General features: G+C 68.2%; 14 protein-coding genes. 6 read left to right on the forward strand and 8 right to left on the reverse strand.

The window, feature by feature from the left end:
* Positions 1 to 76: 76 nt before the first annotated feature.
* On the reverse strand, positions 77 to 865 hold the full coding sequence (locus tag SOM18_RS13955) for an SDR family oxidoreductase (protein ID WP_031439786.1): 789 nt from the start codon (positions 863 to 865) through the stop codon (positions 77 to 79).
* Between the two features lie 344 nt (positions 866 to 1,209).
* Here SOM18_RS13955 and SOM18_RS13960 point away from each other — a divergent pair, with 344 nt between their 5' ends.
* Positions 1,210 to 1,824, forward strand: a complete 615-nt coding sequence (locus tag SOM18_RS13960; RefSeq protein WP_081874169.1) for a CHAP domain-containing protein — start codon at positions 1,210 to 1,212, stop codon at positions 1,822 to 1,824.
* A gap of 13 nt (positions 1,825 to 1,837) precedes the next feature.
* Here SOM18_RS13960 and msrB read toward each other — a convergent pair whose 3' ends face one another.
* The 4 genes from msrB to SOM18_RS13980 form a co-directional block, all read right to left on the reverse strand.
* Entirely contained in the window at positions 1,838 to 2,344 is a 507-nt protein-coding gene (gene msrB, locus SOM18_RS13965) for a peptide-methionine (R)-S-oxide reductase MsrB (RefSeq protein WP_031439784.1), read from the reverse strand.
* A 62-nt stretch (positions 2,345 to 2,406) separates the two neighbouring features.
* Positions 2,407 to 3,609 carry a cytochrome P450 gene (locus tag SOM18_RS13970; RefSeq protein WP_031439783.1) on the reverse strand — a complete coding sequence of 401 codons (1,203 nt, stop codon included), beginning with the start codon at positions 3,607 to 3,609 and terminating at the stop codon, positions 2,407 to 2,409.
* A 142-nt stretch (positions 3,610 to 3,751) separates the two neighbouring features.
* Positions 3,752 to 4,981 carry an ABC transporter permease gene (locus tag SOM18_RS13975; RefSeq protein WP_031439782.1) on the reverse strand — a complete coding sequence of 410 codons (1,230 nt, stop codon included), beginning with the start codon at positions 4,979 to 4,981 and terminating at the stop codon, positions 3,752 to 3,754.
* Positions 4,978 to 5,889 (reverse strand): ABC transporter ATP-binding protein, encoded by a 912-nt coding sequence (locus tag SOM18_RS13980; RefSeq protein WP_031439781.1) that lies wholly within the window; start codon positions 5,887 to 5,889, stop codon positions 4,978 to 4,980. Before SOM18_RS13980 ends, SOM18_RS13975 begins: the two co-directional genes overlap by 4 nt.
* Positions 5,890 to 5,933: 44 nt before the next feature.
* On the opposite strand from SOM18_RS13980, the gene queG reads away from it, so the two are divergent.
* Both queG and SOM18_RS13990 read left to right on the forward strand, forming a co-directional pair.
* A complete protein-coding gene (queG, locus tag SOM18_RS13985; RefSeq protein WP_031439780.1) occupies positions 5,934 to 7,085 on the forward strand; it encodes a tRNA epoxyqueuosine(34) reductase QueG in 1,152 nt (383 codons plus the stop codon).
* 125 nt (positions 7,086 to 7,210) lie between these two features.
* The gene (locus SOM18_RS13990; RefSeq protein WP_320481838.1) at positions 7,211 to 8,233 is read left to right on the forward strand and encodes a VacJ family lipoprotein; all 1,023 of its coding nucleotides are present in this window, start codon (positions 7,211 to 7,213) and stop codon (positions 8,231 to 8,233) included.
* Between the two features lie 5 nt (positions 8,234 to 8,238).
* Here SOM18_RS13990 and SOM18_RS13995 read toward each other — a convergent pair whose 3' ends face one another.
* From SOM18_RS13995 to SOM18_RS14005, 3 genes are read right to left on the reverse strand one after another with little or no spacing between them, the layout of a single operon-like run.
* Positions 8,239 to 8,646, reverse strand: a complete 408-nt coding sequence (locus SOM18_RS13995; RefSeq protein WP_192140612.1) for a hypothetical protein — start codon at positions 8,644 to 8,646, stop codon at positions 8,239 to 8,241.
* Positions 8,646 to 9,344, reverse strand: coding sequence for an EI24 domain-containing protein (locus SOM18_RS14000; RefSeq protein WP_056406908.1), 699 nt, complete (start codon positions 9,342 to 9,344; stop codon positions 8,646 to 8,648). The genes SOM18_RS13995 and SOM18_RS14000 overlap by 1 nt, the downstream gene beginning before the upstream one ends.
* Before the next feature lie 49 nt (positions 9,345 to 9,393).
* Positions 9,394 to 9,957 carry a helix-turn-helix domain-containing protein gene (locus SOM18_RS14005; RefSeq protein WP_031440838.1) on the reverse strand — a complete coding sequence of 188 codons (564 nt, stop codon included), beginning with the start codon at positions 9,955 to 9,957 and terminating at the stop codon, positions 9,394 to 9,396.
* A 105-nt stretch (positions 9,958 to 10,062) separates the two neighbouring features.
* Between SOM18_RS14005 and SOM18_RS14010 the strand changes: the two genes are divergently transcribed.
* From SOM18_RS14010 to SOM18_RS14020, 3 genes are all read left to right on the forward strand, one after another.
* On the forward strand, positions 10,063 to 10,665 hold the full coding sequence (locus SOM18_RS14010) for a DUF6456 domain-containing protein (RefSeq protein ID WP_414712119.1): 603 nt from the start codon (positions 10,063 to 10,065) through the stop codon (positions 10,663 to 10,665).
* Entirely contained in the window at positions 10,650 to 11,597 is a 948-nt protein-coding gene (dapF, locus tag SOM18_RS14015) for a diaminopimelate epimerase (protein ID WP_031440505.1), read from the forward strand. The genes SOM18_RS14010 and dapF overlap by 16 nt, the downstream gene beginning before the upstream one ends.
* A gap of 84 nt (positions 11,598 to 11,681) precedes the next feature.
* A complete protein-coding gene (locus SOM18_RS14020; protein WP_031440506.1) occupies positions 11,682 to 12,236 on the forward strand; it encodes a fasciclin domain-containing protein in 555 nt (184 codons plus the stop codon).
* The last annotated feature ends 29 nt before the right edge of the window (positions 12,237 to 12,265 follow it).

The following is a 12,265-nucleotide window of genomic DNA, read 5'->3' on the forward strand; positions in this document are numbered from 1 at the left end:
GTCCCAACTGTCCCTTACCCTCCCACCGCTGCGCGGCGGGCCCCTCCCTCTCCCCCGAGGGGAGAGGGGTTTGTGATCAAGCGTCGATGCTGGTGCCTAGCGAGGCGTGGACGAGGCCGCCGTCGACGGTGATGGTTTCGCCGATCACGTAATCGCCGGCGCGGCTCGCGAGGTAGATCGCGGCACCGGCCATGTCCTCGTCGACACCAACCCGCTTGGCCGGAATCCCTTGCGCAACCGCGTCGCCGTGATCGCGGGCGGCCTTGTTCATGTCGCTGGCAAACGCACCGGGGGCGATCGAGGTAACGTTGATCGAATCGGTCACGAGCCGCGCGGCCATGCGCTTGGTCAGATAGATCAGCGCTGATTTCGACGCGTGATAGCTGTAGGTTTCCCAGGGGTTGAGCCGCTGGCCGTCGATCGAGGTGATGTTGATGACCTTGGCCGGCCGGTCGCGCGAGCCCGAGGCCGTGAGCGCTGCGTGAAGCGCCTGGGTCAGGAAGAAGGGCGATTTGACGTTGAGGTCCATGACCTTGTCCCAGCCGACCTCCGAAAACTCCTCGAACGGGACGCCCCAGGCCGCACCCGCATTGTTGACGAGGATGTCGAGCCGGCTCTCATGCTCGGCGAACTGCGCCGCGAGCGCCTTGCAACCGGCGACGGTCGAGACGTCCTGGGGCAGCGCGATGCAGTTGGGGCCAAGTTCGGCCGCCGCGGCTTCGCAGACATCCGCCTTGCGCGACGAGATATAGACCTTTGCGCCCTGCGCGATGAAGCCCGCCGCAATCATCTTGCCGATGCCGCGGCTGCCGCCGGTGATCAGCGCGACGCGGCCGTCGAGACGGAACAGGGTGGTCGTATCCATGCGGCATCCTCCAAAGATTTTTGCGACTGGTATCCCCGCGCGATGCGTGCCGCAAACCCGTTTTTCGAATTATGGCAACTTGAGTAGGTGGTGTGCCGTACTGTCATCGCAAAGCCGGCCTTCGTGTGCTCTTTTGGAGCGCGCGGCGCAGGGATGCCTGTATGCATTCGCGCGTTAGCTGTATCAGGGGCAGAACGCCGCATAAGGGGCAGCGTGACTGGCGAATAAAGGGGCTCGTCGGCGCGGCAACACGCTTCGTCGGATATGGTTCCGCGACGCCTTTCAATTAAATCCGCACTCCCGTAGCCAGACTGTGACGAACGGGTTTTGACCGGGGGGTCTCGATGAATTTCAAGGCGTTAGCAGCGCGTTTTGCGCTGGTGGTATCGTGCGGCCTGATGACGGCCACACCGGCAGCGGCCCAGTTCTGGCAGTGCGTGACCTTTGCCCGCTCGGTGTCGGGCATCGAGATCCGCGGCAATGCCAACACCTGGTGGAGCCAGGCCGAGGGCCGTTACGAGCGTGGCCATGCACCAAAGGCCGGTGCCGTCCTCGCCTTTTCGCCGACCTCGCGGATGCGCGTCGGCCATGTCGCGATGGTTTCGAAGGTCGTCAGCGACCGCGAAGTGCTCCTGACCCATGCCAACTGGTCGCGTCGCGGTGCGATTGAAACCAATGTCCGCGCGATCGACGTGTCCGACGCGGGTGACTGGAGCATGGTCAAGGTCTGGTACGGGCCGCAGGGCGATCTCGGCACCTCGGCCTATCCGACCAAGGGCTTCATCTATTCAGGCCATGCACCGCGCGGCGAGATGCTCGACGCCCCCGCCCAGCCGTCGCTCCAGATGGTCAGCGCGCCCAGCGCGACGCAGCGCGCCAACGCCGCTCAGCTCGCCACGGTGCAGCATGGCCCGACCGACCCGCGCGGCGTCTTCACGCTCGTAAACGACGCGGGCTGAACCAGTTAAGCGATTACCGGGCCGCCATCGCCCGGAACGTCAGCGCATCGCCGTTCATGCAATAGCGCTTTCCCGTCGGCTTGGGGCCGTCGTCGAACACATGGCCGAGATGCCCGCCGCAGCGTCGGCAATGCACCTCGGTCCGCGCCATCCCGAGCGTCGAATCGACCCGGGTCCGCACGGCATTGGGCAAGGGCTGCCAGAAGCTCGGCCATCCCGTCCCGCTCTCGAACTTGGTCTTTGACGAAAAGGCGGGCAGCGCGCAGCCGGCACAGGAAAAGATCCCGGCGCGATGTTCGCCGTTGAGCGGGCTCGAATAGGGTCGCTCGGTTCCTTCCTTGCGCAGCACGTTATAGGCATCCGGCGACAGCTTCTTGCGCCACTGCGCGTCGCTCAGTGTGACCTCGAAGCGTTCGGCGGCCTGGGCGGACTGCGACGAGCAGCCCCAGAGGGCAAAGCCCGCCGCGCCGGCGCCGGCGAGCGTGAGGAACGTGCGGCGATCGGGCGATGTGTGTGTCATGGTCATGATATAAGTACGAACCTTGCCGCGAACAGGATGCGCGCGGAGGCGGGCGATGAAAGTCAGTAGCGGCTGATCTCGACCGGGAGCGAACGATAGCCGTGGACGAAACAGGCGGCGACCCGGGTGGGGGCGCCGACCACGTTGATCCGCATGCGGCGCTTCGCCATCTCCTCGAGCAGGATCGCGAGCTGCATCTCGGCGAGCCTCGCCCCGACGCAGCGGTGGATGCCGTGGCCGAAGGCGAGATGGCGCCGCGCATTGGGACGGTCGACGCGGATCGCGTCGGCATCGTCGCCGAACACGCTCTCGTCGCGGTTCGCCGAGAGATACCACAGGGCCAGCTTGTCGCCGGCCTTGATCGACTGGCCCTGCAATATGGTATCCTGCGTTGCGGTGCGCCGCATGTGCGCGAGCGGCGTCTGCCAGCGGAGAATCTCACTCACGGCGTTGGGAATGAGCGCCGGATCCGCTTCGAGCATGGCGCGGGCGTCGGGAAATGCGTCGAGGCCATAGGCCAGCGCCGACATCGAGTTGCGCGTCGTGTCGTTGCCCCCGACGATCAGGAGTATCAGGTTTCCGATGAATTCGTGATGCTCCATATGCGCCATCGCATCCGAATGGATCATCATCGAGATCAGGTCGGGGGTCGGCGGCCGGTCGATCTTGGCGTTCCAGAGCGTCTGGAAATAGGCCCCGCAATCAAACATATGCGCGAGCCGCTGCTTGCGCGTCTCCTCGTTCTTGACGAGTTCGATGTCGCCCGCCCAGTCCGACCACAAGGTCAGCTTGCGCCGATCCTCCCAGGGGAAGTCGAACAGGATGGCCAGCATCTGCGTCGTCAGTTCGATCGCGACGCGGTCCACCCAGTCGAACGGCGTGTTCCAGTCGAGCCCGTCGAGGATCTCCGCGGTGCGCCGGCGGATGTCGGGCGCCATGCGGGTCATCTCGCTCGGCGTGAAGGCGGGGGCGACGGTGCGGCGCTGGCTGGTGTGGATCGGGCGATCGCGCGCGATGAACATCGGCATGCGGACGTCGCGATCGCGATCGAAATCGGCGAGCGTGATGCCGCCGGCTTCGGAGGAATAGAGGTCGGGCAGCGACTCGACCTCGACGATCCCCCGGTAGTTCGAGACCGACCAATAGGGGCCGTAATCCGAGCTCGCGACATGGTGGACCGGGGCATGGGCGCGCAGGTGGCGGAAGGGGACGTGCCAGACGTCGTCGCGGTAGAGGTCCGCGCGACTGACATCGAGCGGGTCGATCGGGTGTTTTCCGGTTGCCGCCCCGGTGGTTACGGGGCCGCCAAGCGGAGCCGTCGTGATGTCCCCTGCAAGCGTCGCCACCCATCACTCTCCTGTTTTCTGGCAGGAGACCAAGTACTGACAGCGATGTCAACAACCTGCGTCAGTGGGGCTTCGCGCTGCGCCAGAAGGGCCGGGCGCTGCCCGACTGGAGCACGCCGCGGCGGAACAGTCGTGCGCCAACGACGATGAAGATCGTCACCCACAAGGCCTGCCAGGCCAAGGCGGCGACGTGCGGCCAGAGCTCGGGGGAATTGGCCGCGTGCCCGGCCATCGCGAAAGGCGAGGAGAGCGGGAAGAGCTCGGCGAGCGTCGCGATCCAACTGCCGGGGCGCGAGACCGCGGCGGACGAGAGGCCGAACATCGCGACCTGAAGGATCGTGATCGGCAGCGACAGCATCTGGATCTCGCGCATCGTCGAGGCCTGCGCGCCGACGCCGAGAAACACTGATCCCAGAAGCAGATAGGCCATGGTGAAATAGCCCGCGAACAGCAGCGCGAACATGGGTCCGCCGACTGCGGGACGGAGATCGCCTATCGCCGCCGCCGCGCCTGCGGGAAGCAATGTCGTGACCTGTCCGACGACGGTTCCCCAGAAGGCGACGAACAGCACCGCGACGCCGAACATGCCGATCAGCTTGCCGAAGAACACCGATTCGAGCGGGACCGCGGCGGCGAGCACCTCGATCACCTTGTTGTTGCGCTCCTCGGCCATCGTGCCGACGACCTGGCCGGAGAGGAACAGCGTCAGGAAGAAGATCCCGAACACCGCGAAGAACGCCGACTGATGCTGGCCGCCGACCGATCCGCGCGACCGCGTGATCCGGGTCTTGGTCACGTCGATCGGGGGCAGCGTGCCGCCCGCCTGTTGCGCCGCGAGCGTGGTCTGCGCGAGCGTCGCGAGATAGCCAGCCGCGCGGTCGCCGCGTGGACCATAGAGGATCTGTGGCGCCGCGAGCGGGCCGTAAAGCACTGCGGCGGCGTCGATATCGTTGCGGTTGAAGGCGTTGCGCGCCTGTGCCGCCGGATCGGCGGCGGCCGGCTGGGTGGTCAGGTCGGGCGGTCCCTCGCCTGGCCGGAAGATGCCGCGCAGCTGCGTGTCGGCCTCGGCCATCGTACGCGACTCGGCGGCGGGGAGGATCGCGATGATCTGCGCCTTGTCCTGCGCGCCGTCGGTGACGCTGGCCGCGCCGAGCCCGCCGACCGCCCCGAATGCGCCCATGATCAGTGGCGCGAACAGGAAGAGCAGGAAGATCGGGGTGAAGACGGTCGCGGTGAAATCGCGGCGGGCGATGGTGAAGGTCTGGCGCAGCGTGCGGCGGAAGCGGGTCATGGCTGCGCCTCCTGCTGGCCGACGATTCGCACGAACGCCTCGTGCAGCCCGGGGCGTTCGATGGAGAGCCCGGAAATGCCGTATCCCGCGTCGATCAGCCGGACCAGCAGCGTCTCGATCCCGCCGCCCGGCAGTTCGAACCGCCAGCCGTCGCGATCGGGCAGCGCGTCGGGGGGCAGGACGCCGCGGATCGCGGGGTCGGGACGGTGCGGGGTGTAGTGCACGCGCTGGGGCAGGACGCCGCGCGCGTCGTCGACGGTGCCTTCGAACCGGCGCTTGCCGCCGGCGATGATCGCCAGCCGGTCGCACAGCCGTTCGGCATGGCTCATGATATGCGTCGAGAACAGGATCGTCGCGCCGCGATCGCGCTCGACAAGGATAAGCTTTTCAAGACGTTCCTGGTTGACCGGATCGAGCCCGGAAAAGGGTTCGTCGAGCACGAGCAGATCGGGCTGATGCACGACCGAGCCGAGCAGCTGGACGAGCTGCGCCATGCCCTTCGACAATTTGCGGATCTTCTCGTCGACCGCATGGCCGAGCCCCGCCCCCTCCATCAGCGTGACCGCGCGCGCACGTCCGGTCTTCCAGTCGAGACCGCGCAGCGCGCCCATGAACGCGATCGCCTCGCGTGCCTTCATCGCAGGATAAAGTCCGCGTTCCTCCGGCAGATAGCCGACATGATCCGAGGCGTCGCGCGGGCTGTCGAAGCCCAGCAGCGTGCGATGGCCTTCATCGGGTTCGATGATCCCGAGCAGCATGCGCAGCGTCGTGGTCTTGCCCGCGCCGTTCGGGCCGAGCACGCCGTAGATCGCGCCGGTCGGCACGGCGATGTCGACGCCGTCGACCACCCGCCGGTCGCCGAAGCGCTTGACCAGCCCGCTGGCCTTGACCGCCCATTCCTCGCCCACGCGTAAACTTCCTTCAAGCCGAGCGGCTGTGGTAGCGGGCGGACGTGCCCGACGACAAGCCATCCGACCTCGAATCGCGCGTGAAGGCCAAGGCGGCCGAACTGGGCTTTGCGGCGTGCGGGATCGCGCGCGCGGATGCGGCGCCACTGGCGGGCGAACGGCTGCACCAGTGGCTCGCCGAAGGGCGGCATGGCGACATGATCTGGATGGAGGAGCGGCGCGATCAGCGGGCGAGCCCGGCCGGGCTGTGGCCCGAGGTCCGCAGCGTGATCGCGCTGGGCATGAGCTATGCGCCGAAGGACGATCCGCTGCGGCTGGCGGAGCAAGGCGAGGTCGGCCGGATCTCGGTCTATGCGCAGGGCGCGGATTATCACGACGTCATCAAGCGGCAGCTGAAGGCGCTCGGCCGGTGGCTGGCGAGCGACGCGGTCGGCGTCGAATATCCGTTCGATCTCAAGGTGTTCGTCGATACCGCCCCGGTGATGGAGAAGCCGCTCGCGGAGGCAGCGGGGCTGGGGTGGCAGGGCAAGCACACCAATCTGGTCAGCCGGGAAGAGGGCAGCTGGCTGTTCCTCGGCGCGATCTACACGACGCTCGAACTGAAGGGCGATGCCGCGGGTCGGGATCTGTGCGGGAGCTGTGACGCGTGCCAGCGTGCGTGCCCGACCGATGCGTTTCCGGCGCCCTACAGGCTCGATGCGCGGCGTTGCATCTCGTATCTGACGATCGAGCATGCGGGGGTGATTCCTGAGGAATTCCGGGCGGGTATCGGCAACCGCATCTATGGCTGCGACGATTGCCTGGCGGTGTGCCCGTGGAACAAGTTCGCCGCCGCCGCGAACGCCAATCTCGCCTTTGCGCCGCGCGCCGAGTTGGTCGCGCCCGAGATCGCCGACCTGATCGCGCTCGACGATGCGGGATTCCGTCAGGTCTTTGCGGGATCGCCGATCAAGCGGATCGGGCGCGACAAGATGGTACGCAACGCGTTGATCGCGGCGGGGAATAGCGGCGATCCGGCCTTGTCGGAGGGTGTCGCGGCGTTGCTGGGCGATCCGGCGCCGGTGGTGCGCGGGACGGCGGTGTGGGCCTTGTCGCGACTCGACGCGGCGCGATTCGCGGCCGAGAAAGCGCAGCGTCGCGGCAGCGAAAATGACGACGGCGTCCGCGTGGAATGGGATCGGGCGAACTTAAGCTGACGCGGGCCAAGTGACGCGCGACAGGGGAAATTATTCACGAACGCCGGTGTAGGGGCGCGCATTCGAGACTTGCCTTGCGGGGGCAATGCGGACAGCGGTGGCGGTCCAAGGGGCGATGATTGCATATGTTGGCATTTTCCACTGCTACGATGGTCGCCGCGCTGGCGGTGCAGGCCGTCGACCCGCTGCCCGTCGCGCCGGTCCCGGTTGCGCCGTCGACGGTGGTCGCGGACGAGCAGCGCGTGCCCGAATCGCCCGTCGTGCCGGTATCGCCGCCCGTGGTGCCCGTAGCGCCGGTTGCAGCGCCGCAGACCGCCCCGGTTCCCGCGCCGGTTGCGGTGCCCCAGACCGCCCCGGTTCCAGCGCCCGTGCCCGCCGAGCCGAACGCGCAGAAGGACATCGTCGTCGTCGGGCAGACGCGCGATCCCGGCGATCCGTTGCGCGGGGTCAATGCCCAGGCGTTCGGCGCGACCCAGGCGGTCGACAGCGCGGTCGTCGGCCCGGTGGCGCGGGTCTACAAGCGCAAGGTGCCGAGCCCGATCCGCAAGGGTATTCACAACTTTCTCTATAACTTGCGCGAGCCGATCGTGTTCGTAAACTTCCTGCTGCAGTTCAAGCCGGGCAAGGCGGCCGAGACGGTCGGGCGGTTCGTGATCAATTCGACGGTCGGCGCGGCGGGGGTCATCGACGTCGCCAAGAAGCGGCCGTTCCGGCTGCCGCGCCGGTCGAACGGCTTTGCCAACACATTGGGGTATCACGGAATCGGCAACGGGCCGTTCCTGTTCCTGCCGCTGGTCGGGCCGACGACGGTGCGCGACCTGATCGGCGGGACGCTCGACCGGTTGCTGTTGCCCACTGCGATCGGGTCGCCGTTCACCGATGCGAGCTACACGGTGCCGGCCGGCGTGCTCGGCGCGCTCGACCACCGCGCCGATTTCGACGAAACTCTCAAGTGTTTGCATGACGATGTGGGGGATCCCTATGCATCGTCGCGGGCCTTCTACCTGCACCGGCGACAGGCGGAGATCGATCATCTCCACCGCCGGCCGCCGGCGCCGCCGCCCGAATGCCAGGCGGCGCTGCCCGCGACGCGGATCCCGGTCGGCGCGGCGGGCGCGACCGAAACGGTGCCGCCGCCCGGGCCCTGAGCGGCTTAGCGGCCGCCGTCGCGGCGGGTGAGCGCGGCGACGCAGCTCGCGCGGTCGATCGTGCTGCCGTCGAGCTCGCGCGCGTCGATATAGGTGACCTTGGGCTCGCCCGATCCGGCGGGGTAGAGATAGGCGTCGAGCACGCAAATTCCGCTCTGGAACTGGAGCTTGCGCGCCACGCCCTCGCGGACATCGGCGTCGGGATCGCCGAACAGCCGGGTCAGGCCGGCGGCGGTCTGGCCGATCACGCGTTCGAGCCCGACGCTGGTATAGGGGATGGCGGGACGGCCGACCGGGGCGGTCGCGACCGGCGCGGCGCAGCCCGCGAGTGCGAGGCCGAGGGCGATCGCGAGGCCCGGGGCGGACCGCGAGATTGCGAAGCCTTTCAACGCGTTGACACGTGATCTCGTCATCAGCTGGTCCCCCGGGCGCGCACCGCTGCGCGCGTCCCGTGATAAAAATGCGTTGCCATCGCCGCGCCCAGCACGGGGGCGGCGATGTTGAGGATCGGAACCACGAACAGCGCGGTGTTCGCAAGACCCAGCACGAACCGCGACGCCCGCGTCGTCGCACGCCAGCCCCGCATCGCCGCGGCGTCCATGTGGCGCGCGGCGACCATGTCGCCTAGATCGCGCCCGAGCAGCCAGCCATTGACCACGAAAAACGCCGCCGCGGTCCCCACACCGGTGACGAGCAGGCCGATATAGACGGGCACCATCAACAGGTTGACGAGCAGCACGCGGAACGCCGAGCGCAATCCCATCGCCAGGCTGCGCGCGAACGGCACGGGTCGCGCGGTAGCCAGACTGGCGGGATAATGTCGCGCCTCGACCGCGGCGACGACATCGTCGGCGAAGATCCCGACGACCGCGATGGCGACCGCGCGAAACAGGATCCAGACCGCGAGGATGGTCAGGAACAGCGCGACCGCGGCGGCGATCCCGGCCTGGTCGCTGCCGAGCCAGGCGGCGAAAATCGCCTTTGCGCCCAGCCACATGAGCAGGCCGAGCGCGGCGAAGACGAGCAATGTCACCGCCATCGACTTGGCGAAGACGCGCAGCACCGGCGGATCGCCGAGCTGGCCGAGCGAGAGGAAGAAACCGCGGATCATGCGGCAGCGATGGCCCGCCGCCCTCGGGCCGTCAACGTTGGGCTGCGACTCAGAGCGTGCGGATCAGGCGGACGGCGCGGGCGATCCAGACGGGGCGCTCGATCTGCTGGGGCGCGGCATCGTCGCCGACCGGAATAAGCGTGGGACTGCCGTCGGTTAGCGCGACCAGACGGCCAAAGGCGAAGCGGCCGGCGGGGCGGGGGACGAGCACGTCGCGGTAGAGCGCGCTCTCGAATTCGTCGGGGCCGAGCGTGGTGCACCAGAGCACGTCGCCGGTGCGGTAGTCGCCGACGCCGGCGGCCACCGTGACCGCGACCTGACCCGGCTCGACATGCGGCGGGGTGGCGAGGTTGGGGCGGGTAGGGGCTTGAATTCCGGTCGAATCCAGGATCGCGACGACGGGCAGATCGGCGCGTTCGGGCATCGTTACGAGATCGACCGCGGCGACGTCGAGCGCGGCGGCGATCCGGTTGAGCCAGCCGACCGACACGGTCCGCGTCCCCGTCTCGAGCCGGCCGATCGTCTGCGCAGTTGTCGGGGGATCACAACGCCTTGCGACGTCGTCGAGCGTTAGTCCCTTGGCGCGGCGGACGGCACGGATAGCAGTGATCATCGACAGGCTCCGTCGCTTGTGCAAACCAGATAGGTTAGTTTCTCTTGCAATTTCTGGTCGAATATGGCAAGACAGACGGGACTCGGCAAATGGAAAGGGCGGCGCATGCAGGATCTGATCGAGGTCGCGATCGACGGGCGGGGCATGCGGCGGGATGCTGACAGGGAAGGTGAGCGGGAAGCTGACAGGGTCGGTGAGCGGGAGGTGCAGAGGGAAGGTGTAACCCGGGGCGGGCGGAGCGTGACGGTCAACCGGGCGGAGTCGCCGCTGACCTGGCTGCGGTCGCGCGGGCTGATCGATGCGCGCCAGTTTGCGGCGGGCGAGCGGTTGCGCGCGGCGTACGAGACCGCGTCGATCGCGCCGAGCGTGACGATGCGCTGGACGCCGCAGGTCGATGGCGGCGGGCAGGATGCGCTCGACCCGACCGTCGCGCAGATCGCGGCGAAGCGGCGGTTCGATGCGGCGATCGCGGCGGCGGGGCCGGGGCTCGCGGATATCGTGTGGCGGGTGGTGTGCGCGGGCGAGGGGCTGCCCGCGGCGGAGCGCGCGCTGTCCTGGCCGGCGCGCGCGGGGCGGCTGGTGCTGACGCTCGCACTCGACCGGCTGGCGACACATTATGAGGGCGGGGACGTCAGAGGGCGCGAGGGGGGCGGCGGCTCGCCTTTGCGCGGCGACGGGGTTAAGGGCGCGGCATGCGCTTCGAACTGATCAAATGTCACGGCTCCGGCAACGATTTCCCGCTGATCGACGCGCGTGCGCTGTCGCTGGGCGATGCGGACTGGGCGCGCGTCGCGCGCGCGCTGGCGGATCGCGCGGGGCCGGTCGGGGGCGACGGGCTGCTGCTGTTGACTGCGGGTGACGAGCAGGGGCGGGCGTTCGGGATGCGGATGTTCAATTCCGATGGCAGCGAATCGGAGACGTGCCTCAACGGGCTGCGCTGTGTCGCGCGTGCGGGGTTCGCCGCGACCGGGCTGACGCGCGCGACCGCTCGGCTGAAGACGAGCGATGCGCTGGTCGTGCGCGATGCGGCAATCGCGCCGGGCGTGTTCACGGTGCGCGAGACCGCGGGGCCGGCGTCGCTCGACGTGGCGGCGTGGCCGATGCATGTCGATGCGGACCAGATCGTCGAGGCGCCGCTGGCCGGACTGCCCTTGACGCGCGCGTTCACCGCGGTGGCGATGCCCAACCCGCATCTGGTGGCGTTCGTCGAGGCGGTCGACGATGCCGAGCTGGTCCGCGTCGGCGAGGCCTGCGAGGCGGCGCCCGACTGGCTGCCCAACCGCGCCAATGTGAGCTTTGTCGAGGTGCGCGGGACCGACCTGTTCGTCCGCACGCATGAGCGCGGGGTCGGGCTGACCGACAGTTGCGGCAGCGCGATGGCGGCGTCGACCTTTGCCGCGTGCCTGACGGGGCGGATCGCGTACGACACGCCGACGACGGTGTTCAACCGCGGCGGGCTGGTCCGCGCCGAGGCGGGGGCGGACGGCATGGTGACGCTGTCGGGCAATGCGACGGTCGAATGGACCGGCTCGGTGACGGTCGATCTGGATGCGGGCGAAACCGGTGCGCGCGACCTGGTGATCGCGCGGCGGCATGACGAAGAGATTGCCGCCTGGGAAACATTGCGCACCGGAATGTAAAAAAGCGTGTGCATCGTTGCGGCCGGGGTGGCCGTATCTTCGCCGCGGCAGCCGGATCATCGGCGCCGATCAGGAGAGACTGTCATGACCCCCCTGTTTCGTACCACGATCATTGCCGCCGCTGTCGCCGTCAGCGGCACCGCGCTGGTCGCCGCGCAGACCAACCCGATGGTCGGCGGCGCCGCGATGTACCCGACCAAGACGATCGTCGAGAATGCGGTCAATTCGAAGGATCACACGACGCTGGTCGCCGCGGTCAAGGCCGCCGACCTGGTCGAGACGCTGTCGGGCCCGGGGCCGTTCACGGTCTTCGCGCCGACCAATGCCGCGTTCGGCAAGCTGCCCGCGGGGACCGTCGACACGCTGCTCAAGCCCGAGAACAAGGCGCAGCTGGCGGGCGTGCTGACTTATCATGTCGTGCCGGGGACGATCATGGCCGGCGACATCGCGGCCAAGGCGAAGGCGGATGGCGGGACTGCGAGTTACACCACCGTGCAGGGTGAGCCGCTGATGTTCATGAAGTCGGGCAGCGGCTGGGGCATCATGGACGGCAAGGGGCACAAGGGACGGATCACGATCGCCGATGTGCGCCAGTCGAACGGGCTGATCCATGTGATCGATACGGTGATGCTGCCGTGAGGGGGTGAGGGTTTCTAGCCTCACGTGCC

The organism is Sphingomonas sp. CFBP9019 (assembly GCF_034045155.1).
Lineage (GTDB): Bacteria > Pseudomonadota > Alphaproteobacteria > Sphingomonadales > Sphingomonadaceae > Sphingomonas > Sphingomonas aerolata.

Bases quoted from the DNA above. Each gene is read 5' to 3' on its own strand.
- SOM18_RS13955 (WP_031439786.1), bottom strand. From the start codon at position 865: ATGGATACGACCACCCTGTTCCGTCTCGACGGCCGCGTCGCGCTGATC.
- SOM18_RS13960 (WP_081874169.1), top strand. From the start codon at position 1,210: ATGAATTTCAAGGCGTTAGCAGCGCGTTTTGCGCTGGTGGTATCGTGC.
- msrB (WP_031439784.1), bottom strand. From the start codon at position 2,344: ATGACACACACATCGCCCGATCGCCGCACGTTCCTCACGCTCGCCGGC.
- SOM18_RS13975 (WP_031439782.1), bottom strand. From the start codon at position 4,981: ATGACCCGCTTCCGCCGCACGCTGCGCCAGACCTTCACCATCGCCCGC.
- SOM18_RS13990 (WP_320481838.1), top strand. From the start codon at position 7,211: ATGTTGGCATTTTCCACTGCTACGATGGTCGCCGCGCTGGCGGTGCAG.
- SOM18_RS13995 (WP_192140612.1), bottom strand. From the start codon at position 8,646: ATGACGAGATCACGTGTCAACGCGTTGAAAGGCTTCGCAATCTCGCGG.
- SOM18_RS14000 (WP_056406908.1), bottom strand. From the start codon at position 9,344: ATGATCCGCGGTTTCTTCCTCTCGCTCGGCCAGCTCGGCGATCCGCCG.
- SOM18_RS14005 (WP_031440838.1), bottom strand. From the start codon at position 9,957: ATGATCACTGCTATCCGTGCCGTCCGCCGCGCCAAGGGACTAACGCTC.
- SOM18_RS14010 (WP_414712119.1), top strand. From the start codon at position 10,063: ATGCAGGATCTGATCGAGGTCGCGATCGACGGGCGGGGCATGCGGCGG.
- dapF (WP_031440505.1), top strand. From the start codon at position 10,650: ATGCGCTTCGAACTGATCAAATGTCACGGCTCCGGCAACGATTTCCCG.
- SOM18_RS14020 (WP_031440506.1), top strand. From the start codon at position 11,682: ATGACCCCCCTGTTTCGTACCACGATCATTGCCGCCGCTGTCGCCGTC.